This is a genomic window from Streptomyces scabiei 87.22 (assembly GCF_000091305.1).
GTDB classification, from domain to species: Bacteria; Actinomycetota; Actinomycetes; order Streptomycetales; family Streptomycetaceae; genus Streptomyces; species Streptomyces scabiei.
Map to the genome: position 1 here is coordinate 7,601,050 of NC_013929.1, position 21,312 is coordinate 7,622,361.

The window sequence follows — 21,312 nt, forward strand, 5'->3', positions numbered from 1 at the left end:
CACACGTCCCGTACAACGGCGTACGGGCGGGTCATCTGGGGGTACTCCCCCCAGACCCCCCGTGACGGCGCCTGCCCGCCAGTCCCCGACCGGACGACTGGGCAGGCGCCGTCGCACGTCCGGGGACCGCCGGCCCCGCCGCCCATCAGGTCGTCATCTGCGCGGCCTTGGCGAGTGCCAGCACCACGAGCAGCGCCGCCGTCGCCGCGCACACCCCCGCCTGTACGAGGACCCGCCGCCGGTCCCGGGGCGCGTACGCGAAGCCCGCGGCGATCAGGCCGCCGGTCAGCAGGCCGCCGAGGTGTCCCTGCCAGGACGTCACCACCGCCGAGATGACCAGCCACACCAGCAGGCCGGCCATGAAGCGGTTGATCCCGGCCGGGTCGGCGCCCAGGCGGCGGGCCAGGACGTAGTACGCCGTGCACACGCCGAAGATGGCGCCGGAGGCGCCGACCGTGCTGGTGTCGGGGGCGAGCAGGAGCACCAGGACGGAGCCGCCGAGGGCGGACAGGAGGTAGAGGGCGAGGTAGCGGGCGCGGCCGAGCTGGGCCTCGACGATCCTGCCGACGTTCCACAGCGTGACCATGTTCATCACGATGTGCAGGATGCCGAACGTGCCCTCGGTGGGCGGGAGATGGAGGAAGGCGCCGGTGAGGAGGCGGTACCACTCGCCGTCGATCACGCCTTCGAGGCGGAAGTCGGACGGGTAGGAGCTCTGCCAGACGTAGTGCAGCCCGTCCGGGCCGAGCAGCCCCCGGCCCAGCATCGCGAAGTCGTCCACGACCCGCTCACGGAGCACTTCGGCGACGTAGGCCATGACGTTCAGGCCGATCAGGACGTACGTCACCAGCGGGACGGCCGAGATCCGGCCGCCGAAGGCGGTGCGGGCCTGCCGGACGGTTCTCGCGCCCTCCTTCACGCACTCCGGGCACTGGTGGCCCACGGCCGCGTCCCGCATGCAGTCCGGGCAGATGAACCGCTCGCAGCGTGTGCAGCGGACGTACGACTCCACTTTCGGGTGGCGGTAGCAGGTGGTGACGACGGGCTCGGACGACGACGGGGACTCGGGTTCCACGGCCGGCTCCTTGGGGGTGCGGGACTGATGACGAGCCGGTGAGGGCGGCGGCGAACAAAGTAGCGAACGATCAGGGTGGAGGGGACAGGGGGAGTGCCCTAACCTCGGGGCTTCGCAGAGCCCTGGGGTCAGGAGGACCGCCGTATGCCCGCGATCAGTCTCACCAAGATGATGGAGACCGCCCCCGCGCTCGTTGACCTCTACAAGGCGGCCGGGCACTCCCTCGACCGGCACGGGCTCCGGGGACAGCGGGCCGCCGTCTATCTCGTGATCGACCACAGCGGCTCCATGCGGCCCTACTACAAGGACGGCAGTGTGCAGGCCCTCGCCGACCGGGTGCTCGGACTCTCCGCGCAACTCGACGACGACGGCACCGTTCCGGTCGTCTTCTTCTCCACCGGGGTCGACGCGGTCACGGAGATCGGCCTCGCCGACCACCACGGCCGGATCGACCGCATCGTGGCCGGGCTCGGGCACATGGGGAGGACCGACTACCACCTGGCCATGGACGCCGTCATCGACCACTACCTCGACTGCGGCGCCGAGGACCCGGCCTTCGTGGTCTTCCAGACCGACGGCGGACCCACCAGCAGGCTCGCCGCCGAACGGTACATGTGCAAGGCCGCCCGGCTCCCCCTCTTCTGGCAGTTCATCGGCTTCGGCGATCCGCGCAGCAAGCAGTTCGACTTCCTGCGGCGGCTCGACGACCTGGCCGTGCCGGGGAAGCGGGTCGTCGACAACGCCGGCTTCTTCCACGCGGGCGCGGACCCGCGGACCGTGTCCGACGCCGAGCTGTACGACCGGCTGGTGGGGGAGTTCCCGCAGTGGCTGGCGGCGGCCCGCGCCGAGGGCATCGTCGCCTGAGGGCGTGCCCGGGGATCAGCGATGGCGGGCGCCGTCGAGCACGGTGGCCCGGCATGCGGCCGGGGTGCCCCACGCCGTCCGCAGGGCCCGGGCCCTGGTGAACCAGAGCGACAGGTCGTACTCCGCCGTGTAGCCGATCGCGCCGTGCAGCTGCAGCGCCGTGCGCGCGGTCGTGTACGCCGCCTCGCACGCCGTCACCTTGGCCGCCGCCGCGTCCGCCGGGTCCAGCGTGACCGCCGCCCCGAAGACCAGCGGACGCGCGAACTCCAGGGCCACCTTCGCGTCCGCCAGCCGGTGCTTCACCGCCTGGAACGAGCCGATGGGCACCCCGAACTGGGTGCGCTGCCGGACGTACGCCACCGTCCTGTCCAGGAGGGCCAGTCCGACGCCGAGGGCCTGCGCGGCCACCGCAAGCCTGGCCCAGACGAGGGCCCGGGCGAGGAGGGCAGGGTCGGTGGCGAGGAGCGTGCCGCCGGGGGTGAGCGGGGTCGGGCGCCGGGCCGGGTCCAGGCAGGGGCGGACCGGGCCGTGGCCGGGGCGGAGGCGCAGTTCACCCCGCTCCGGGTCGAGCGAGAGGTGGGTGGTCGCCGCGTCCCCGTCCAGCGCGTACGCCTCGGGTGACGGCGCCACCGTCGCCATCGCCGTGCCGGACAGCAGCGCCGGCAGGAGGCGTTCGGCCGGGCCGGGGTCCCGCAGACCGGACAGCAGGACCACCGCCGTGACCGTCTCCACGAGGGGGCCCGGTACCGCGTGCCGCCCCAGCTCCACGAAGGCGACGGCCAGCTCCACCGGGAGGGGGCCGACCCCTTCGTACGCCTCCGGCGCCGCCAGCGCGAAGACCCCCGCCTCCGCGACCCGGGACCACAGCGCCCGCCCGGCCAGGTGCTCGCCCCGCCCCCAGGCGCGCACGGCCTTCGGGGTGTCCGCCGCCGTCAGCATGGCGTCCAGCGACCGGGCGAACGCCCGCTGCTCGGTGTCCAGGAGGAAACGCATCAGCGGCGGCCCTTCGGCAGGCCGAGGAGGCGCTCGGCGATGATGTCGCGCTGGATCTCGTTGGTGCCGGCGTAGATCGGGCCGGCCAGGGCGAAGACATAGCCCTCCGACCAGTGGGCGTCCGCCGGCCCGCCCTCCTCGCCGAGCAGGTCGAGTGCCGTCTCGTGCAGGGCCAGGTCGTACTCGGACCAGAAGACCTTGTTCAGGCTGGACTCGGGGCCGACCGGGGTGCCGTCCAGGAAGCGGGAGGCGGCCGCGCAGGTGAACAGCTGGTAGGCGCGGGCGCCGATCAGCGCGTCGGCCACCCGGTCCCGGGCGGAGGCCGGGCTGCCCTGGGCGTGCCAGAGGTCCAGCAGCCGGTCCGCGGAGGCGAGGAAGCGCCCCGGCGGACGGAGCGTCAGTCCGCGTTCGTTGCCGGCGGTGGACATGGCGATGCGCCAGCCCTGGCCGGGCTCGCCGATGACGTCCCCGTCCGGTACGAACACGTCGTCGAGGAAGAGCTCGGCGAAGGCGGGCCTGCCGTCCAGGCGGCCGATCGGGCGGACCGTCACCCCCGGCGCGCGCAGGTCGAACATCAGGTACGTCAGGCCCTGATGGGGCTTCGGGGTGCCCGGCTCGCTGCGGAACAGGCCGAACGCCCGGTCCGCGAAGGCGGCCCGCGACGACCAGGTCTTCTGGCCGGTCAGCAGCCAGCCCCCGTCCGTACGCCTGGCCCGGGAGGTGAGCGCGGCCAGGTCGGATCCGGCCCCGGGCTCCGACCACGCCTGCGCCCACACCACCTCGCCGGAGGCCATCGGCGGCAGCACCCGGGCCCGCTGCTCGGGCGTGCCGTGGTCGAAGAGGGTCGGGGCGAGGAGGCTGACGCCGTTCTGGCCGACACGGCCCGGGGCGCCCGCCGCGTAGTACTCCTCCTCGAAGGCCAGCCTGCCCAGCAGGCCCGCGTCCCGGCCGCCGTACGCGGCCGGCCAGTCGACCACCGACCAGCGGCCGGCGGCCAGTTCGGCCTCCCAGACGCGGTGGGCGGCGAAGCCCTCCGCCGTCTCCAGGGAGGGCAGCGGCTCGGCCGGGACATGGGCGCGCAGCCAGGCGCGGGCCTCGGCGCGGAAGTCTTCGTCGGCGGGGGAGTCGGTGAGGTCCATGGGGGCGCGCCTCTTTGCCTGGCCGGGGGTGGAGGGTGCGGGTCCGTGGAGGGCGCGGGTCCGTGTCGCGTCCGGCCGGTGCGGCGGACGCGGGGGCGGTGTACCGGACGCATGCCCGGCCTTCCCTAACAAGTGTTTGGTAGGTTAGCGTGCCCCCATGAAGAACGTCGACCCCCCGGCGTGTCCCCCGGCCCACGGCCTCCTCGCCGGCCGCACCGCGGTCATCACCGCCGCGGCCGGGGCGGGCATCGGCGGAGCGACCGCGCGGCGCTTCCTGGAGGAGGGCGCCCGCGTGCTGATCAGCGACGCCCACACGCGCCGGCTCAAGGAGTCGAGGACCGAGCTGGCCGCCGAGTTCGGCGAGCGGTCCGTCGAGGCGGTGCCGTGCGACGTCACCGACGACGACCAGGTGCGGGCGCTGTTCGAGGCGGGCGCCCGACTGCACGGGCGGCTCGACATCGTCGTCAACAACGCGGGTCTCGGCGGCACGGCCGAGGTCGCCGACATGACCGACGAGCAGTGGTCCAGAGTGCTGGACGTGACCCTGAACGGCACGTTCCGGTGCGTGCGGGCCGCCCTGCGGCTGATGCGGGAGGACGCAGAAGGTGACGGCGGCGTGATCGTCAACAACGCCTCCGTCGTCGGCTGGCGCGCCCAGGCCGGGCAGGCGCACTACGCTGCGGCCAAGGCGGGCGTCATGGCACTGACCAGGTGCGCGGCCGTCGAGGCGGCCCCGTACGGGGTCCGGGTCAACGCCGTGTCGCCCAGTCTCGCCATGCACCCGCACCTGGTGAAGGTCACGACCCCCGAGCTGCTGGCCGAGCTGACCGCGCGGGAGGCCTTCGGGCGGTACGCCGAACCCTGGGAGGTGGCCAACGTGATCGTGTTCCTCGCGTCCGGCTACTCCTCGTACATGACGGGCGAGACCGTCTCCGTCAGCAACCAGCACCCGTGAGGACGACGAACAGCGTGCCGACCAAGAAGAACCCCCAGGTCCCCGCCGCCGGGCTCGCCCGTCGGCGCGAGCTCCTCGACAAGGCCGCCGGGGTCTTCGCCGACCAGGGGTACAACGCCACCACCGTGCGCCGGATCGCGGACGACGCGGGCATGCTCGCGGGCAGCCTCTACTACTACTTCTCGTCCAAGGACGCGATGCTGGAGGAGATCCTGCGGACCTTCCTCGACGAACTCTGGGAGCGCTACGACGCCGTCCTGGACGCCGGAACGGGCCCCCGGGAGACCTTCGAGGCCCTGGTCACCGAGTCCTTCCGGGCCATCGGCCGGCACTGCGACGCCGTCCGGATCTACCAGAACGAGGCCCAGCAGCTGATCGCCCGGGAACCGCGCTTCCGCTTCCTGGAGCAGTCGCAGACCAAGTTCGAGAAGGCGTGGCTGACCACCCTGGAGAACGGAGTCGCCCGGGGGGACTTCCGGGCCGACCTCGACACGCGGGTCACCTACCGGTTCGTGCGCGACACGGTCTGGGTCGCCGCGTCCTGGTACCGGACCGGCGGACAGTACGGCCCCGAGGAGATCGCCCGCCAGTACCTGTCCATGGTCCTGGACGGGATCGCCGTACGGGAGAGCGGTACGTGACGTGAACATCCTCTGACATCGAGGGAGTCGACATGGCCGAGGCCTACATCGTCGAAGCGGTCCGGACGCCCGTCGGGCGGCGCGGGGGAGGGCTCGGCCGGGTCCATCCGGCCGACCTCGGCGCGCACGTCCTCACCGCGCTCGTCGCGCGCGCGGGCGTGGACCCCGCCGCCGTGGAGGACGTCGTCTTCGGCTGCCTGGACACCGTCGGTCCCCAGGCCGGCGACATCGCGCGCACCAGCTGGCTGGCGGCCGGGCTGCCCGAGGAGGTGCCCGGTACGACCGTCGACCGGCAGTGCGGCTCCTCGCAGCAGGCCGTGCACTTCGCCGCGCAGGGAGTGCTCTCCGGCACCCAGGACCTGGTGGTCGCGGGCGGCGTGCAGAACATGACGATGATCCCCATCGCCTTCGCCTCCCGCCAGGCCGCCGTCCCCCTCGGCCTCACCGACGGGCCCTTCGCGGGCAGCGAGGGATGGCGGGCGCGGTACGGGAACCGGCCGGTGAACCAGTTCGCCGGCGCCGAGATGATCGCCGCCAAGTGGGGCATCGGCCGCGGTGAGCAGGAGGAGTACGCGCTGCGCTCCCACCGGCGGGCGGTACGGGCCGTGGACGAGGGCCGCTTCGCCCGCGAGACCGTGCCCTACCTCGACGTCACCGTCGACGAGGGGCCGCGCCGGGACACCTCCCTGGAGAAGATGGCCGCCCTGAAACCGGTCATCGAGGGCGGCACCGTCACCGCCGCCTGCTCCTCCCAGGTCTCCGACGGCGCCGCCGCGCTCCTCCTCGCCTCCGAACGCGCCGTACGGGAGCACGGGCTGACCCCGCGCGCCCGCGTGCACCACCTCTCCGTGCGCGGTGAGGACCCCATCCGGATGCTCACCGCGCCGATACCCGCGACCGCCCACGCCCTGAAGAAGACCGGCCTCACCCTCGACGCCATCGACCTCGTCGAGATCAACGAGGCCTTCGCGCCGGTCGTCCTCGCCTGGCTCAAGGAGACGGGCGCCGATCCGGAGAAGGTCAACGTCAACGGCGGCGCGATCGCCCTCGGCCACCCGCTGGGCGCGACCGGCGCCAAGCTGATGACGACGCTCCTGCACGAACTGGAGCGCACCGGCGGCCGGTACGGCCTCCAGACGATGTGCGAGGGCGGCGGGCAGGCGAACGTGACGATCATCGAACGGCTGTAGCGATCATCGAACGGCCGTGACGGCCGGCGTGCGGGGGTGAGGGGAGGCGGGGTCCGGCGGCCGTGACGGCCGCCGGGCGGCGGTGGGGGGTCGGGCGGGGGAGGGTCGGGACCCGGTCGGGCGTGACGGTCACCGTCGGGTGTCGAGCCGTCCCAGGGAGGCCAGCGTCTCCTCGGCCTCCTTCATGATCCGGTCCACCAGCTCCGCGCACGACGGCAGGTCGTCGATCACCCCGGCGACCTGCCCGGCCGCCATCACCCCGAGGTCCGTACGGCCGTCGACCATCGCCGACCTGAGCAGCACGGGTGTGTTGGCGGCGAGGAGGACCTGGCTCCAGGTGAGGTCCTTGCCGTGCCGCATGGCGAGACCGTCGCGGACCATACGCCGCCAGGTCAGCCCGGAGAGCCGGCGGAATCCCGCCGCGTGGCGCACGGCGCGCACCAGGGCGCGCGCCCGGCCGGACGCCTCCAGCGCGCTCACGAATTCCGTGCGCAGCATCCGGTGCGGCAGCCCGTCCACGGCCCGCGTGACGGTGACGTCCTTGACCGTCGCCGCCAGATAGCGGGCCTTCACCGCGTCGGGCACCGTCGAGTCCGAGGTGAGCAGGAACCGGGTGCCCATCGCCACCCCCGCCGCCCCGAACGCCAGCGCGGCCACCAGCCCCCGCCCGTCGTGGAAACCCCCCGCGGCGACGACCGGGATGTCGACGGCGTCCACGACCTGCGGCAGCAGGACGGTCGTCGCCACCTCCCCGGTGTGCCCGCCGCCCTCGCCCCCCTGGACGACCACGGCGTCCGCGCCCCACGCCGCCACCTTCTCGGCGTGCCGCCGGGCACCCACGGACGGGATCACGACCACGCCCGCGTCCTTCAGCTCGGCGATCAGCTCCCGCGACGGCGCGAGCGCGAACGACGCCACGCGCACGCCCTCCTCCACGATGATCCGCACCCGCTCCCGCGCGTCCCCCGCGTCGGCCCGCAGATTCACCCCGAAGGGCGCCCCGCCCGTCCGGGACCTCACCTCCCGTACGGCAGAACGGAGTTGCCCGGTCGTCATGGTCGCCGAGGCCAGCACGCCGAGGGCCCCCGCGTTCGCCGCCGCGGAGACCAGCCGGGGGCCGGCCACCCAGCCCATCCCGGTCTGCACGATCGGGCGGCGGACGCCGACGAGCCGGGTCAGGGCCGTCTCCATCAGCCGGCCACCTCCCGCGCCCGCGTGTTCCCGGGGTCGATCACCTCGCGGATCAGCCGCAGCTCCTCCCCGGTCGGATCACGGGTGTACGGCACCTCGTCCGGGACGGTGAGCGCGAACCCTGTCGCCTCCTCGACCCGCTCCACGGTGACGCCCGGATGCAGCGACACCAGCCGCATGGTGCGGTCGGGCGTCGCGAAGTCGAAGACCCCGAGGTCGGACACCACCCGGGCCAGGTGGTGGAAGCGGGCGGCGGCCGGATACGCGGCCACCCGGTCGTGGCCGACCCCGCACACCATGTCGACCTTCTCCACGAAGACCCGCCGGGAGTGCTTCGGGACCCAGTAACTGGTCGGATTGTTCAGGGTGTTGACCGGGGCGCCCCGCACCCCGAGCAGCTGCCTCCGCGGCCGCTCCCAGTCGCCGACACAGCTGATGTTCTGGTTGCCGTACCGGTCGATCTGGCTCGCCCCCATCATCACGTGCCGGCGGCCACCCGTGACCAGGGCCAGGTGCCGCCGGTAGGGCAGCCATCCCTCGACGGTGCCGTCGAGGCCGACGAGCAGCGCCTCGCCGTCGGTCAGCAGCAGGTCCGGTGAGAACGTCCACCGGGCGAGGCGCGCGCCCAGCGACGGAACGAGCCCCATGGGACTGGCGAGGATCTCCCCGGCGCCGCGCCAGGTCTCGGCACACGCGATCACGCAGTACTCGGCGCGGGTGACCCCGTGCACGGCCGGTGCGCTCATGAGTCCTCCCGGTGCCACGCCCGCACGGCCGACTGGTACGCGGGCTCGTCGCCCGCCAGGAACCGCCCCGCGAAGTCCTCCCAGGGCGCGCCCGCGTACACCTTCTGGAAGGGCTCGTCCCGGCCGTAGTCGGGAGCGCAGGACGTGAAGTGCGCGCCGTTCGGGGCCTCGATCACGCCGGTCACCACATGGCGGCCGACCAGCAGCGACTGGGGCGGGGCGTCCTTCGTCAGCTCGGCCGTGTCCACGATCCGTTCGCAGGAGACGTACGCGGTGTCGGCGGCCTCGCAGAAGAGGTCGTCGAAGTAGGGGTCGGGGCCCAGGTACTGGCCGTTTCCCTGCCGGTCGGCCCGGTTGACGTGCACGAACGCGGCGTCCAGGCGCAGCGCCGGCATGGCGACGAAGGTCTCGCCGTCGTCGTACGGCGAGGTGACCGTCCGCAGACCGGGGTTGACCCGCATCACGTCCGAGCCGATGCCCGCCCGCACCGGCAGGAAGGGCAGCCGGTGCGCGGCGGCCCGCAGCCCCCACATGAACATCGCCTCGTCGACCTCCATCAGCTCGAACGCGCCCCGCTCGCGCGCCGCGCGGAAGTGCGGTTCGAGGGGGATGGAATCGAGGGTGGCGAAGGCGGCGACGAGCTTGCGCACCCGCCCGGCGGCGGCGAGCATGCCCACGTCCGGCCCGCCGTACGAGACGACGGTGAGATCGGTGACCGGGGACCGGAGAAGTGCCCTCACCAGAGCCATCGGCTTGCGCCGCGAGCCCCAGCCGCCGATGCCCAGGGTCATCCCGCTCGCCAGCCGCGAGACGGCCTCGTCGGCGGTCATCGTCTTGTCACTCACCCGGCTCCTCCGATACGACCTCGTCACCGTCGACCCGCTCGCGTGCCCCGGCCGTCCCGAAGGAGGCGCGGACCTCCCCGGCCACCCCGCTGAGGTTCGCCTCGAAGGTGAAACCCTGCTCGAAGCGGTAGCTGCGGCGGACGTCGACCGGGTCGATGCCGTTGATGGCGGCCTTGGCGAGCCGGAGCAGCCGGCCGTCCTTCGCGGCGATCTCCCGCGCCAACTCCAGTGCCGCACCCGGCAGTTCCGGGGGCGGGACCACCCGCCACACCGAGCCGTGCGACCGCAGCTCGGCGGCCGTCACCGTCCGCGAGGTGTAGTACAGCGTCCGCATCAGATGCTGCGGCACCAGCCGCGCCAGATGCGTCGCCGCCCCCAGCGCGCCCCGGTCCAGCTCGGGCAGCCCGAAGACCGCGTCCTCGCCCGCCACGATCGCGTCCGCGTTGCCCACCAGCCCGATGCCGCCGCCCAGGCAGAAACCCCGCACGGCCGCCACCACCGGCACCTCGCACTCGTACACCGCGGCGAAGGCCGCCGCGCAGCCACGGTTGGCGCCGATCAGCGCGTCGTGGCCCGCCGCCTGGATCTCCTTGATGTCGACGCCGGCGTTGAATCCGCGCCCCTCGGCCGCCAGCACCACACAGCGGACCTCCGGATCGCGGCCCGCGTCGCGCACGGCACCGGCCAGCTCGAACCAGCCGCGCACCGGCAGCGCGTTCACCGGCGGGTGGTCGACCGTGACGACGGAAATCCCCTTTTCCGGGGACGAGGTGGAGACACTCATCGGCGCATCGGCTACCTTCCACCTAACGTTTGTTAGGTACGTCTCTTGGGTGGAAGGTAGCAGCGGATGCGGCTCGACGGGAAGCTCGCCGTCGTCACCGGCGGCACGCGCGGGATCGGCGCCGGCATCGCCCGCGCCTTCGCCGACGCCGGCGCCGAGGTCGTGACCTGCGCCCGCCGCCCGCCCGAAGTACCGCTCAAGGGAGCCGAGTTCATGCCCCTGGACGTCCGGGACCCGGACGCCGTGCACGCCTTCTTCGCCGGACTGCCCCGCGTGGACGTCCTCGTCAACAACGCCGGCGGCACCCCCCACCGCACCCTCGCCCAGGCCGACGCACGCCACCACGCCCGCGTCCTCGAACTCAACCTCACCGCCCCGCTGACCGTCTCCCTCGCCGCGCACGCACACCTGCGGCGGGCCCGGGGCGCCATCGTCATGATCGGCAGCGTGAGCGGCAGCCGCCCGTCGCCCGGCTCGGCGGCCTACGGCGCGGCCAAGGCCGGCCTGGAACACCTGGCCCGCTCCATGGCGGTGGAGTGGGCCCCGGACATCCGGGTCAACACCCTCGTCCTCGGCATGGTCCGCACGGAACTCTCGCACCTGCACTACGGGGACGAGCAGGGCATCGCCGCCGTGGCCCGCACGGTCCCCCTCGGCCGCCTCGCCACCCCCTCCGACGTCGGCGACGCCGCGGTCTTCCTCGCCTCCGACGCGGCCGCCTACATCACCGGCGCGTCCCTCCACGTCCACGGCGGCGGCGAACGCCCGGCCTTCCTCGACGCGACGACGGCCGACGCGCCGGGGACCGCGGCCGACGCCCCTGGATCCGTCCCGCACCCCCTCCCCTCCCACCAGCACGGCGAGAAAGGCGAACCCTGATGAGCGTGACCAGCAGCACGCATCCGCTCTGCGAAGGACGGGTCGTGGTCGTGACCGGCGCCGGGCGAGGGCTCGGGCGGGCGCACGCGCTCGCGTACGCCGCCGAGGGCGCCCGGGTCGTCGTCAACGACCTCGGGGTCGGACTCGACGGCACGCCGGACCCCGACAGCCCGGCCGCCCGGGTCGTCGAGGAGATCCGAGCCCGGGGAGGGGAAGCGGTCGCGCACGGCGGGGACATCGCCACCACCGACGGCGCCGCCTCCCTCGTCCGCACCGCCCTGGACACCTACGGCCGCCTCGACACCCTCGTCAACAACGCCGGATTCCTGCGCGACCGCATGCTCGTCAACCTCGACGAGGACGACTGGGACGCCGTCCTCCGCGTCCACCTCAAGGGCCACTTCCTCCCTCTGAAGCACGCCGCCGCCCACTGGCGCGCCGAGACCAAGGCCGGCCGCACCCCCACCGCCAGGATCGTCAACACCAGCAGCGGCGCGGGCCTGCTGGGCTCACTCGGCCAGGGCAACTACAGCGCCGCCAAGGCCGGCATCGTCGGCCTCACCCTCGTCGCGGCCGCCGAACTCGCCCGCTACGGCGTCCAGGTCAACGCCATCGCCCCCGCGGCCCGCACCAGGATGACCGAGACGGTCTTCGCCGGGACGATGACCGCCCCGGACACGGGCTTCGACGCCATGGCCCCCGAGAACGTCTCCCCCCTGGTGGTCTGGCTGGGCTCCGCCGCGAGCGACGGCGTCACCGGCCGCGTCTTCGAGACGGAGGCGGGCCGCATCACCGTCATGGAGGGCTGGCACCCGGGCCCGACCGAGGACAAGGGCGCCCGCCGCACCCCCGAGGAGGCGGGCGAGACGGTACGCAAACTCCTGGCCGAGGCCGCCAGACCCCACCCGGTGTACGGCGCCCCATGACCGCGCCCGAGCTCTGAAGGGGCGCGGGGAACGCCGCGACAAGCCCCCACCCACCCGCACCCGCCGACGCATCGACCCCGCCCCTGCCTCTCCCGCGCCCCCACCCGGTGTGCTGCGCCTCACGACCGGGCCGGAGCTTCAAAGGGGCGCGGGGAACGCCGCGACAAGCCCCCACTCACCCGCACCCGCCCACGCACCGACCCCGCCCCTGCCTCTCCCGCGCCCCCACCCGGTGTGCGGCGCCCCATGGCCGGGCCGGAGCTTCAAAGGGGCGCGGGGAACGCCGCGACAAGCCCCCACCCACCCGCACCCGCCGACGCACCGACCCGCCCCGCCCCTCCCGCGCCCCCCCACGCCGCGCACCCCCAGAACTACGTGTCGCACTCCAACACCGTCCGGCACAGCCCGCACCGAGCCCGCACCCGCCCCCGCACCGGCACCCGAATCCGCTGATGACACGTCGGGCAGGGAAACGACACCCGCAACGCCCCCCGCCCCGACCCCCGCTCCTCCGGCGAGAACACATACGGCACCCCCTCGTGCGGCGAGGCCGACCGCGGGTCCTCCTGCGCATGGCGCCGGTCGCGCGCGTACCGCCGTCGCCCCGCCCACCCCGCCGCCGTGAGCGGCGGCTGCCGCCCGTCCCGCAGCGCCCGCACCCGGCCCTCGGTGAACGCGGTGTACGCCTGGGCGCTGGTGAACCACACCGAAGGGTCCTCCCCGAACATCTGCGCCCGCTTGGCCAGCACGTACCCGAACTCTTCCGGCGTCAGATACCCCAGCTTCTGCGACGACGCGGCATCCTCCCGGTACGCGTCCAGCAGCAGCCACCCCGCCCCCAGATACGTCGCCGCCGTGTCCGTGAGGATCTCGTTCTCACGGGTGCCGGGGAACGACAGCCCGAGCCGGTGCAGATACACATGCATCACCTCGTGCGCGAGCGCCGCCCCGATGTCCCGCCGATGCGTCCGGAAACGGTCGTTCAGCTCGACGAAGTACTCGGGCCCCGCCGCCAGCTCCACACTCGCCGCATGGGTCATCTCCCGGAAACCGACGACCATCCGCGCCTGCGGCAGCCGGTAGTGCCGCACCAGCTCCCGCGCCACCCGCTGCGCACCCAGATGAAGATCGTCGCCGTCGTGGAACGCCACGTCGACCGGCGCCACACTCGTGGCGAACAGCTGGACCGTGTCGTAGGACAGACGCCTGTACAGCGCGGTGATCGACGCCCGCACGATGTCCAGATGCGGGTAACCGTGCTCGACAGGTCCGCCGTCCGCCACGTCCGTACCCCCCAAGACGCCTCGATACGTTCCACTCTAAGCCGGTGCCCACCCGCGCCCCCCGACCGCGCACCCGGCCACCGCGTCGTTAGGGTGACGATCATGACCACCAGCGACACCGACGGCGCGAACACCACGACCACCCCGGCCGCCGAGAACGACGCGCAGATCGACGCGGACGTGCAGGCCGAACTCACCCGGCTGCGCGACAGCATCGACAACATCGACGCCGCCGTCGTCCACATGCTCGCCGAACGCTTCAAGTGCACCCAACGCGTCGGCCACCTCAAGGCCGCGCACCGACTGCCGCCCGCCGACCCCGGCCGCGAGGCCCAGCAGATCAACCGGCTGCGCGGGCTCGCGACAAGTGCCAAGCTGGACCCGGCGTTCGCGGAGAAGCTGCTGAACTTCATCATCGCCGAGGTCATCCGCCACCACGAACGCATCGCGGACGACGCCCTGAACGGCACCGCCGGGACCACCGGCACGACGGACACGACGGACACCACCGGCACGGCGCCGGACACGGGGGAGTGACATACGGCCCGCCGACGGGCATCCTGCGTGCACACTCCTTGTCAGGGAACGACTACACGCGGTGAGAGGTCATGCCGTCCGAAGCCACGATCCTCATCGTCGACGACCATGAGGACACGCTGTACGCCCTGGAGAGCGCCCTGGCCCCGCTGGGCCACCGGCTCACGCGCGCCACCAGCGGCGACGCGGCACTGAAGGAAGTCCTCCGCGGCCAGGTCGGCCTGCTCCTCCTGGACGTCCGCATGCCCGGCGTCAGCGGCCTCGACGTCGTCCGCTACATGCGCGGCGTGGAACAGACCCAGCACATCCCCGTCATCCTCCTCACCGGCTTCGGCCCCGACGCCGAACTCACCGCCGCCGCCTTCCGCCTCGGCGTCGCCGACCTCGTCATGAAACCCGTCGACCCCTGGGCCCTGCGGACCAAGGTCCGCTACCTCTACGACGCCCACGCCCGCTCCGACACCCTCGCACGCGAGGTCCGCGACCTCCGCGCCCGCCTCAAGGAACACGAGAACCTCCAGGCAGCCGACGCCGACCACCGCGAACGGGGGCGCGTCCCCGCCCAGCACGACGGCGCGAACGACCGGGCATAGGCCGCATACGGCCGGACACGCGGCGCACGCGACCGGACATAGGTCGCGTACCAGGCCCGCCCCTGTCCTGCGCCAGGGCCATCAGGCAGCATGTCCCTCATGTCCGTACTGACGCGCGACGAAGCGCAAGCCCGTGCTCGGCTCCTCGACGTCCACCGCTACGAGATCGCACTCGACCTCACGCGCGGCGACGAGACCTTCGACTCCCGTACCGTCATCCACTTCACCGTACGGGGGAAGAAAAAGGCCGCGGACACCTTCGTCGAGCTGAAGCCCGCCGAACTGCGCTCGGTCACCCTCGACGGAGAACCCCTCGACCCCGGGACCCTCGACGGCAACCGCCTCACCCTCAAGGGCCTCACCCCGGGCGACCACGAACTCCGCGTCGACGCCGCCATGCGCTACTCCCGCACCGGCGAGGGCATGCACCGCTTCACCGACCCCACCGACAACGAGACCTACGTCTACACCCAGCTCTTCATGGACGACGTCCAACGCGTCTTCGCCGCCTTCGACCAGCCCGACCTCAAGGCCGCCTTCGACCTCACCGTCACCGCCCCCGACGGCTGGACCGTCCTCGCCAACGGCATCACCGAACGACAGCACGACGGCACCTGGCAGGCCGCCACCACCCCGCCGATCTCCACCTACCTCGTCGCCGTCGCCGCCGGACCCTGGCACTCCGTACGCACCGAACACCGCGGCCTGCCCTTCGGCATCCACTGCCGCCGCTCGCTCGCCCCCCACCTCGACACCGACGCCGACGAACTCCTCGACATCACCCGCGCCCTCTTCGACCGCTACCACGCCAAGTTCGAGGAGCCGTACCCCTTCGACTCCTACGACCAGGCCTTCGTACCCGAGTTCAACGCCGGCGCCATGGAGAACCCCGGCCTCGTCACCTTCCGCGACGAGTTCGTCTACCGCTCCGCCGTCACCGACACCGAACGCCAGACCCGCGCCATGGTCATCGCCCACGAGATGGCCCACATGTGGTTCGGCGACCTCGTCACCCTCCGGTGGTGGGACGACATCTGGCTCAACGAGTCCTTCGCCGAGTACATGGGCTACCAGACCCTCACCGAGGCCAGCCGCTTCACGAACACCTGGGTCGACTTCGGCGTCGCCCGCAAGGCCTGGGGCTACGACGCCGACCAGCGCCCCTCCACCCACCCCGTCGCCCCCGAGAACGTCGACGACACCGCCGCCGCCCTCCTCAACTTCGACGGCATCTCCTACGCCAAGGGCGCCTCCGCCCTGCGCCAACTCGTCGCCTGGCTCGGCGAGAAGGACTTCCTCGCCGGCATCAACGCCCACTTCACCCGCCACCGCTTCGGCAACGCCACCCTCGCCGACTTCATCGACAACCTCGCCGGCGCCACCGAACGCGACGTCCACGCCTGGGCCGACGCCTGGCTGCGCACCACCGGCGTCGACACCCTCACCCCGAAGATCACCCGCGCCGCCGACGGCACCCACACCCTCACCGTCGACCGCACCGGCAGCCGCCCCCACCACATCACCGTCGGCGTCTACGACCGGGACCCCGGCGACGACCACGGCCACCTCACCCTCCGCGACCGCGTCGAACTCGACCTCCCCCAGGCCGCCGAGCAGCCCATCGGCAAGCGCCCCGCACTCCTCCTCCTCAACGACGGCGACCTCACCTACGCCAAGATCCGCTTCGACACCGAATCCGCCGCCGCCGTCACCGCCCACCTCAGCGGCCTCCCCGACCCGCTCACCCGCGCCGTCGTCTGGAACGCCCTGCGCGACGCCGTACGCGACGCCGAACTCCCGGCCGCCGCCTACCTGGAGGCCGCCCGCACCCACCTCCCCCACGAGAGCGACCTCGCCATCGTCCAGGGCGTCCTCTCGTTCGCCACCACCCAGGTCGCCGACCGCTACCTCACCCCCGAACAGCGCCCCGCCGGCCTCGCCACCCTCGGCTCCCTGTGCCGCGACCTCATCCGCCGCACCGAGGACGGCGACAACCCCGGCCTGCGCCTCACCGCCGTACGCCACTTCATCGACGTCGCCGCCCACCCCGAGACCATCGCCGCCTGGCTCGCCGACGGCACCGTCCCCGGCGGCCCCGAACTCGACCCCGAACTGCGCTGGCGCGTCCTCGGCCGGCTCGCCGTCCTCGGCGCCGTCGACACCGCCACCGTCGACGAGGAACTGGAACGCGACCCCAGCGCCAGCGGCCGCGAGGGCGCCGCCCGCTGCCGGGCCGCACTGCCCGAACCCGAGGCCAAACAGGCCGCCTGGGAGGCCATGTTCACCACCGACGACCTCTCCAACTACCTGTTCACCGCCACCGCCCAGGGCTTCTGGCAACCCGAACAGGCCGCACTCCTCACCGAGTACGTCGAGCGGTACTGGGCCGACGCGGTGACCCTGGCCGCCCGGCGCGGACCGGCGATCGCGGAAGCCGCCGGACGCTGGGCGTTCCCGGTGTACGCGGTCGACCCGGAGACACTGGGGCTGGGGGAGCGGTGCCTCCAGGACGACGAGCTGATTCCGGCGCTGCGCCGCAAGCTGGTGGACCAGCTGGACGACCTCGCGCGTGCGCTGCGGGTGCGGGAGGCGTAGGGCCGTTCACCGAGATCCGCCGCGAGGGCTCGGGGCTTCTGCGGGCTCGAGGTCGTGCGTGGCCGGTCGCGCCCCGCGGCGGAGCCGCATATCGATACGGCCCCGCGCCCCTTTCGGGGCGCACCGCCGTTGAAGGTGCCCTCCCGTACCCTCTTTCGGCTGTAAAGAACGGCCTTTTCGGGTCCGGCACCCGATCGGCGTACAAAATGGGATTCCCCGTGCTCGGAGGAATCCATGACCGCTGCGCCCCTCGCCTCCGGACCCCAAGGTCCCGACGCGCTCCGGCCGTTGCTCGACACCGTCCTCGACGCGCTACGAGAAGGGGCCGGAGCACGGGGCGGCCCCCTCCCCGCCGGCGGCCCGGACACGATCACGGCCCTGATGCGGGACGCACTCGGCGAACCGCTGCCCGCCGACGGCGAACCGGACGCCCTCCACCGCCTCGTCCGAGCCCTCGCCGCCGGCACCGCCGACCCGGCCGACCCCCTGTGCGCGGCCCACCTCCACACCCCACCCCTGGCCGTCGCCGCCGCTGCCGACCTCGCCGTCTCCGTGCTCAACCCGTCCCTCGACTCCTGGGACCAGGCCCCCGCCGCCTCCGCCCTCGAAGCCCTGGTCACCCGGGCACTCGCCGCCGAGACCGGCGCCGCCGACGCGCTGGTCACCACCGGGGGCACCGAATCCAACCAACTCGCCCTCCTCCTCGCCCGCGAGGCGCACCCGGGCGTCCGGCTCGTCTGCGGGGCCAACGCCCACCACTCCCTCGTCCGCGCCGCCTGGCTGCTGGGCCTGCCCGACCCCGTCGTCATCCCGACCCCCGCCGGCACCCTCGACCCCACCGCCCTGGACGACGCCCTCACCCACCTCCAGGGCCCCCTCCTCGTCGCCGCCACCGCCGGCACCACCGACGCCGGACTCATCGACCCCCTGCCCGCCCTCGCCGACCTGTGCCGCAACCACCGAGCCCGGCTGCACATCGACGCCGCCTACGGCGGAGGACTCCTGTTCAGCGACCGGCACCGGCCCCGGCTCGACGGCCTCACCCACGCCCACACCATCACCCTGGACCTGCACAAACTCGGCTGGCAGCCCGTCGCCGCCGGACTCCTCGCCGTACGCGACACCACGGACCTCACCGCACTGGACCAGCACGCCGACTACCTCAACGCCGACGACGACACCGAAGCCGGCCTGCCCGACCTCCTCGGCCGCTCGCTGCGCACCACCAGACGGCCCGACATCCTCAAGACCGCCGTCACCCTCAAAACCCTGGGACGCAGCGGACTCGGCAGACTCGTCGACCACGTCTGCGCCCTCGCCCAGGAGTTCGCCGCCACCGTCGAAGCGCACCCCGGCTTCGAGCTCTACGACCGGCCCACCATCAGCACGGTCCTCTTCCGGCCCACCGGAGCCACCGACACCACCGTGGCAGCCGTCCGCCGCCGACTCCTCCACGACGGCCGGGCCGTCATCGGCCGCGCCGCACTCGACGGCCGGCTCTGGCTCAAGGCCACCCTGCTCAACCCCCACACCCGGCCGGACGACCTCGCCACCCTGCTGAAACTCGTAGACCTCGCCACAGCCGCCGAAGGACACACCCCCGCATGAGCCCGACCCCCGCACACGACCAGCCCGACCCCGAAGCCCCCCGCGACCTCGTCGGCATCGGCATCGGCCCCGCCAACCTCTCCCTCGCCGCCCTCGCCCAGCCCCTCACCGCACTCGACGCCGTCTTCTACGAACAGCGCCCCGGCTTCGACTGGCACCCCGGACTGCTCATCGAGGGCGCCACCCTCCAGGTCCCCTTCCTGGCCGACCTGGTCACCCTCGCCGACCCCACGAGCCCCTGGTCGTTCCTCAACTACCTCAGAACCCGCGACCGGCTCTTCCCCTTCTACTTCGCCGAACGCTTCCACATCCAGCGCGCCGAATACGACGCCTACTGCCGCTGGGTCGCCGAGAACCTGCCCGGACTCCGCTTCGGCCACCAGGTCGACTCGGTGCGCTGGAACCCCGAACGCGACCTCTTCGAGGTCGACCACACCCGCCTCGGCGGCGACGGACGGACCGAGGAACTCGGCCGCACCTACGCACGCAACATCGTGCTCGGCGTCGGCACCGAACCCCACGTCCCCGAACCCCTCAAACCCCTCGTCGAAGCAGCCGGCGTCCCCGTCGTCCACGCCGCCGACTACCTCGACGAACGCGACCGCCTCCTCGCCGCCGGACACATCACCGTCATCGGCGCGGGACAGTCCGGAGCCGAGGTCTTCCTCGACCTGCTCCGCCACCGGCCCCCCGGCCGGGAACGACTCCACTGGCTGGGCCGCACCGAGGCGTTCGCCCCCATGGAGTACTCGAAACTCGGCCTCGAACACTTCACACCCGACTACACCCGCTACTTCCACGCCCTCACCGAACCCACCCGGGACCGGCTCGTCGCCGCCCAGTGGCAGCTCCACAAGGGCATCGGCACCGACACCATCGCCGCCATCCACGACGAGCTGTACCGCCGCACCCTCGACGGCGGCTGGCCCGACACCGTCCTCACCCCCGGCGTCCACGTCCGCACCGCCGGCCGACTCGCCACCACCAGAGTCGAACTCCACCTCGAACACAGCGAACAGGGCACCCGCTCCCGCCTCACCACCGACGCCGTCGTCCTCGCCACCGGCTACCGCGAACGCCCCCTCGACCGCGTCCTCGCCGGCCTCGACCCCTACATGCGGCGCGACCACCGCGAACGATGCCGCGTCGACGAGAACTTCCGGATGATCCTCGACCCCTCCGTCACCGCCGCGGACCGCCACGTCTACGTCCAGAACGCCGAACTGCACACCCATGGCGTCGGCGCCCCCGACCTCGGCCTCGCCGCCTGGCGCAGCGCCACCATCCTCAACACCCTCACCGGCAAGGACCCCTACCCCCTGCCCGGCCGCACCGCCTTCACCACCTTCGGCCTCGAACCCCGACCCCGGATCCCGGCCGCCCGGCAGGCCACCACCCCCACCCCACTGACCCCCCTCGTCGACGTGCGCTGACCCACAACGCGACATCGCCGCCGCCGTGGCCGTCACGAACCCGGACGCGACCCCGCATCCGTATCCGCGACGACCCCGACAGCGGCGACGACACCCCCACCCGACCCGCGTCCTAGGGTGCGTTTCAGAAGTGGATCTTGATGTGTCAAGATCCACTTCGTGGGACGGCATGATCTGACGAATGCACAATGGGCGAAGCTGGAGCCCTTGCTCCCGGCCGGCAAGAAGCCCGGACGGCCACCGGTGCACACCAAGCGGCAGTTGATAGACGGCATACGCTGGCGCACCCGCGCCGGTGCTCCGTGGCGGGACGTGCCCGAGCGGTATGGCCCGTGGGAGACGGTCTACGGTCTGTTCCGGCGCTGGCAGCGGGACGGCACCTGGCACCGCATCTTCGAGCAGCTGCAGGCCCGGGCCGACGCCGAGGGGCTGATCACCTGGGACGTCTCGGTGGACTCCACCATCGCCCGCGCCCACCAGCATGCGGCCGGTGCCCGCAAAAAGGGGATCTGCAGATCGAGCCGCCAGGTGGCGTGTTCATCGAGCCCGATGACCACGGGCTCGGACGATCCCGGGGTGGGCTGACCACCAAGCTGCACCTGGCGGTCGAGCAGGCCCAGAAGCCGATGGCGCTGGTCATCACGGCTGGACAGCGTGGTGACTCGCCGCAGTTCCAGGTGGTCCTGGGCCGTATCCGGGTGCCCCGGCTCGGGCAGGGCCGCCCGCGCACCCGGCCGGACAAGGTGCGTGCCGACAAGGCGTACGGCTCCCGCGCGAACCGCGACTACCTGCGCAAACGTGGCATCCGCTGCACGATCCCGGAGAAGCGCGACCAGATTGCCAACCGCAAGAAACGCGGTTCCCACGGCGGCCGCCCGCCCAAGTTCGACAAGGACGACTACAAGCAGCGCCACGCAGTGGAGTGCGGAATCAATCGCCTGAAACGGCACCGTGCGGTCGCCACGAGATACGACAAGCTCGCCGTCCGCTACGAAGCGACGGTGCTGGTCGCAGCCATCAACGAGTGGCTATGAC

At 72.8% G+C, this 21,312-nt stretch carries 20 protein-coding genes; 12 read left to right on the forward strand and 8 right to left on the reverse strand.

Annotated elements, in window-relative coordinates:
* Positions 1–145: 145 nt before the first annotated feature.
* Positions 146–1,075 carry a rhomboid family intramembrane serine protease gene (locus SCAB_RS32790; RefSeq protein ID WP_013004411.1) on the reverse strand — a complete coding sequence of 310 codons (930 nt, stop codon included), beginning with the start codon at positions 1,073–1,075 and terminating at the stop codon, positions 146–148.
* A gap of 144 nt (positions 1,076–1,219) precedes the next feature.
* Between SCAB_RS32790 and SCAB_RS32795 the strand changes: the two genes are divergently transcribed.
* The gene (locus SCAB_RS32795; RefSeq protein WP_013004412.1) at positions 1,220–1,939 is read left to right on the forward strand and encodes a vWA domain-containing protein; all 720 of its coding nucleotides are present in this window, start codon (positions 1,220–1,222) and stop codon (positions 1,937–1,939) included.
* 15 nt (positions 1,940–1,954) lie between these two features.
* Here the strand turns inward: SCAB_RS32795 and SCAB_RS32800 are convergent, their stop codons facing one another.
* On the reverse strand, positions 1,955–2,932 hold the full coding sequence (locus tag SCAB_RS32800) for an acyl-CoA dehydrogenase family protein (protein ID WP_013004413.1): 978 nt from the start codon (positions 2,930–2,932) through the stop codon (positions 1,955–1,957).
* Complete coding sequence (locus SCAB_RS32805; RefSeq protein WP_013004414.1) at positions 2,932–4,071, reverse strand: acyl-CoA dehydrogenase family protein; 1,140 nt, start codon at positions 4,069–4,071, stop codon at positions 2,932–2,934. Before SCAB_RS32805 ends, SCAB_RS32800 begins: the two co-directional genes overlap by 1 nt.
* Before the next feature lie 157 nt (positions 4,072–4,228).
* On the opposite strand from SCAB_RS32805, the gene SCAB_RS32810 reads away from it, so the two are divergent.
* From SCAB_RS32810 to SCAB_RS32820, 3 genes are read left to right on the forward strand one after another with little or no spacing between them, the layout of a single operon-like run.
* The gene (locus SCAB_RS32810; RefSeq protein WP_013004415.1) at positions 4,229–5,026 is read left to right on the forward strand and encodes an SDR family oxidoreductase; all 798 of its coding nucleotides are present in this window, start codon (positions 4,229–4,231) and stop codon (positions 5,024–5,026) included.
* A 14-nt stretch (positions 5,027–5,040) separates the two neighbouring features.
* Positions 5,041–5,667: a TetR/AcrR family transcriptional regulator gene (locus SCAB_RS32815; protein WP_037728031.1), complete on the forward strand. Its 627-nt coding sequence runs from the start codon at positions 5,041–5,043 to the stop codon at positions 5,665–5,667.
* 32 nt (positions 5,668–5,699) lie between these two features.
* Positions 5,700–6,857 carry an acetyl-CoA C-acetyltransferase gene (locus SCAB_RS32820; protein WP_013004417.1) on the forward strand — a complete coding sequence of 386 codons (1,158 nt, stop codon included), beginning with the start codon at positions 5,700–5,702 and terminating at the stop codon, positions 6,855–6,857.
* Positions 6,858–6,986: 129 nt separating this feature from the next.
* Here the strand turns inward: SCAB_RS32820 and SCAB_RS32825 are convergent, their stop codons facing one another.
* Genes SCAB_RS32825 through SCAB_RS32840 form a run of 4 tightly spaced genes read right to left on the reverse strand, consistent with a single transcriptional unit; the run spans position 6,987 to position 10,423 of the window.
* The gene (locus SCAB_RS32825; protein ID WP_013004418.1) at positions 6,987–8,048 is read right to left on the reverse strand and encodes an NAD(P)H-dependent flavin oxidoreductase; all 1,062 of its coding nucleotides are present in this window, start codon (positions 8,046–8,048) and stop codon (positions 6,987–6,989) included.
* Positions 8,048–8,794 (reverse strand): CoA-transferase subunit beta, encoded by a 747-nt coding sequence (locus tag SCAB_RS32830; RefSeq protein WP_037728035.1) that lies wholly within the window; start codon positions 8,792–8,794, stop codon positions 8,048–8,050. The genes SCAB_RS32825 and SCAB_RS32830 overlap by 1 nt, the downstream gene beginning before the upstream one ends.
* On the reverse strand, positions 8,791–9,639 hold the full coding sequence (locus SCAB_RS32835; protein WP_013004420.1) for a CoA transferase subunit A: 849 nt from the start codon (positions 9,637–9,639) through the stop codon (positions 8,791–8,793). The genes SCAB_RS32830 and SCAB_RS32835 overlap by 4 nt, the downstream gene beginning before the upstream one ends.
* Entirely contained in the window at positions 9,632–10,423 is a 792-nt protein-coding gene (locus tag SCAB_RS32840; RefSeq protein WP_013004421.1) for an enoyl-CoA hydratase family protein, read from the reverse strand. Before SCAB_RS32840 ends, SCAB_RS32835 begins: the two co-directional genes overlap by 8 nt.
* Before the next feature lie 66 nt (positions 10,424–10,489).
* On the opposite strand from SCAB_RS32840, the gene SCAB_RS32845 reads away from it, so the two are divergent.
* Together SCAB_RS32845 and SCAB_RS32850 are read left to right on the forward strand one after the other, a co-directional pair.
* On the forward strand, positions 10,490–11,302 hold the full coding sequence (locus SCAB_RS32845) for an SDR family oxidoreductase (protein ID WP_013004422.1): 813 nt from the start codon (positions 10,490–10,492) through the stop codon (positions 11,300–11,302).
* A complete protein-coding gene (locus SCAB_RS32850) occupies positions 11,302–12,228 on the forward strand; it encodes an SDR family oxidoreductase (protein ID WP_013004423.1) in 927 nt (308 codons plus the stop codon). The genes SCAB_RS32845 and SCAB_RS32850 overlap by 1 nt, the downstream gene beginning before the upstream one ends.
* A gap of 371 nt (positions 12,229–12,599) precedes the next feature.
* On the opposite strand, the gene SCAB_RS32855 is transcribed toward SCAB_RS32850, so the two are convergent.
* Positions 12,600–13,511, reverse strand: coding sequence for a hypothetical protein (locus SCAB_RS32855; protein ID WP_013004424.1), 912 nt, complete (start codon positions 13,509–13,511; stop codon positions 12,600–12,602).
* 102 nt (positions 13,512–13,613) lie between these two features.
* On the opposite strand from SCAB_RS32855, the gene SCAB_RS32860 reads away from it, so the two are divergent.
* From SCAB_RS32860 to SCAB_RS45430, 6 genes are all read left to right on the forward strand, one after another.
* Entirely contained in the window at positions 13,614–14,048 is a 435-nt protein-coding gene (locus tag SCAB_RS32860) for a chorismate mutase (protein WP_013004425.1), read from the forward strand.
* A 71-nt stretch (positions 14,049–14,119) separates the two neighbouring features.
* Complete coding sequence (locus SCAB_RS32865) at positions 14,120–14,641, forward strand: response regulator (protein ID WP_013004426.1); 522 nt, start codon at positions 14,120–14,122, stop codon at positions 14,639–14,641.
* A gap of 90 nt (positions 14,642–14,731) precedes the next feature.
* Entirely contained in the window at positions 14,732–17,236 is a 2,505-nt protein-coding gene (pepN, locus tag SCAB_RS32870) for an aminopeptidase N (RefSeq protein ID WP_013004427.1), read from the forward strand.
* A gap of 234 nt (positions 17,237–17,470) precedes the next feature.
* Positions 17,471–18,844 (forward strand): pyridoxal phosphate-dependent decarboxylase family protein, encoded by a 1,374-nt coding sequence (locus SCAB_RS32875; RefSeq protein WP_037728046.1) that lies wholly within the window; start codon positions 17,471–17,473, stop codon positions 18,842–18,844.
* Positions 18,841–20,277 carry a lysine N(6)-hydroxylase/L-ornithine N(5)-oxygenase family protein gene (locus SCAB_RS32880; protein ID WP_013004429.1) on the forward strand — a complete coding sequence of 479 codons (1,437 nt, stop codon included), beginning with the start codon at positions 18,841–18,843 and terminating at the stop codon, positions 20,275–20,277. The genes SCAB_RS32875 and SCAB_RS32880 overlap by 4 nt, the downstream gene beginning before the upstream one ends.
* A 159-nt stretch (positions 20,278–20,436) precedes the next feature.
* Positions 20,437–21,311 (forward strand): IS5 family transposase gene (locus SCAB_RS45430; RefSeq protein WP_231884914.1). Its coding sequence is split into 2 segments (ribosomal slippage): positions 20,437–20,826 and positions 20,829–21,311, totalling 873 coding nucleotides; the frame shifts between segments, so codons are not numbered across the junction.
* Position 21,312 lies beyond the last annotated feature (1 nt).

Coding starts and splice junctions, on each gene's coding strand:
- SCAB_RS32795 (WP_013004412.1), top strand. CDS start 1,220: ATGCCCGCGATCAGTCTCACCAAGATGATGGAGACCGCCCCCGCGCTC.
- SCAB_RS32800 (WP_013004413.1), bottom strand. CDS start 2,932: ATGCGTTTCCTCCTGGACACCGAGCAGCGGGCGTTCGCCCGGTCGCTG.
- SCAB_RS32805 (WP_013004414.1), bottom strand. CDS start 4,071: ATGGACCTCACCGACTCCCCCGCCGACGAAGACTTCCGCGCCGAGGCC.
- SCAB_RS32810 (WP_013004415.1), top strand. CDS start 4,229: ATGAAGAACGTCGACCCCCCGGCGTGTCCCCCGGCCCACGGCCTCCTC.
- SCAB_RS32820 (WP_013004417.1), top strand. CDS start 5,700: ATGGCCGAGGCCTACATCGTCGAAGCGGTCCGGACGCCCGTCGGGCGG.
- SCAB_RS32825 (WP_013004418.1), bottom strand. CDS start 8,048: ATGGAGACGGCCCTGACCCGGCTCGTCGGCGTCCGCCGCCCGATCGTG.
- SCAB_RS32830 (WP_037728035.1), bottom strand. CDS start 8,794: ATGAGCGCACCGGCCGTGCACGGGGTCACCCGCGCCGAGTACTGCGTG.
- SCAB_RS32840 (WP_013004421.1), bottom strand. CDS start 10,423: ATGAGTGTCTCCACCTCGTCCCCGGAAAAGGGGATTTCCGTCGTCACG.
- SCAB_RS32845 (WP_013004422.1), top strand. CDS start 10,490: ATGCGGCTCGACGGGAAGCTCGCCGTCGTCACCGGCGGCACGCGCGGG.
- SCAB_RS32850 (WP_013004423.1), top strand. CDS start 11,302: ATGAGCGTGACCAGCAGCACGCATCCGCTCTGCGAAGGACGGGTCGTG.
- SCAB_RS32860 (WP_013004425.1), top strand. CDS start 13,614: ATGACCACCAGCGACACCGACGGCGCGAACACCACGACCACCCCGGCC.
- SCAB_RS32865 (WP_013004426.1), top strand. CDS start 14,120: ATGCCGTCCGAAGCCACGATCCTCATCGTCGACGACCATGAGGACACG.
- pepN (WP_013004427.1), top strand. CDS start 14,732: ATGTCCCTCATGTCCGTACTGACGCGCGACGAAGCGCAAGCCCGTGCT.
- SCAB_RS32875 (WP_037728046.1), top strand. CDS start 17,471: ATGACCGCTGCGCCCCTCGCCTCCGGACCCCAAGGTCCCGACGCGCTC.
- SCAB_RS32880 (WP_013004429.1), top strand. CDS start 18,841: ATGAGCCCGACCCCCGCACACGACCAGCCCGACCCCGAAGCCCCCCGC.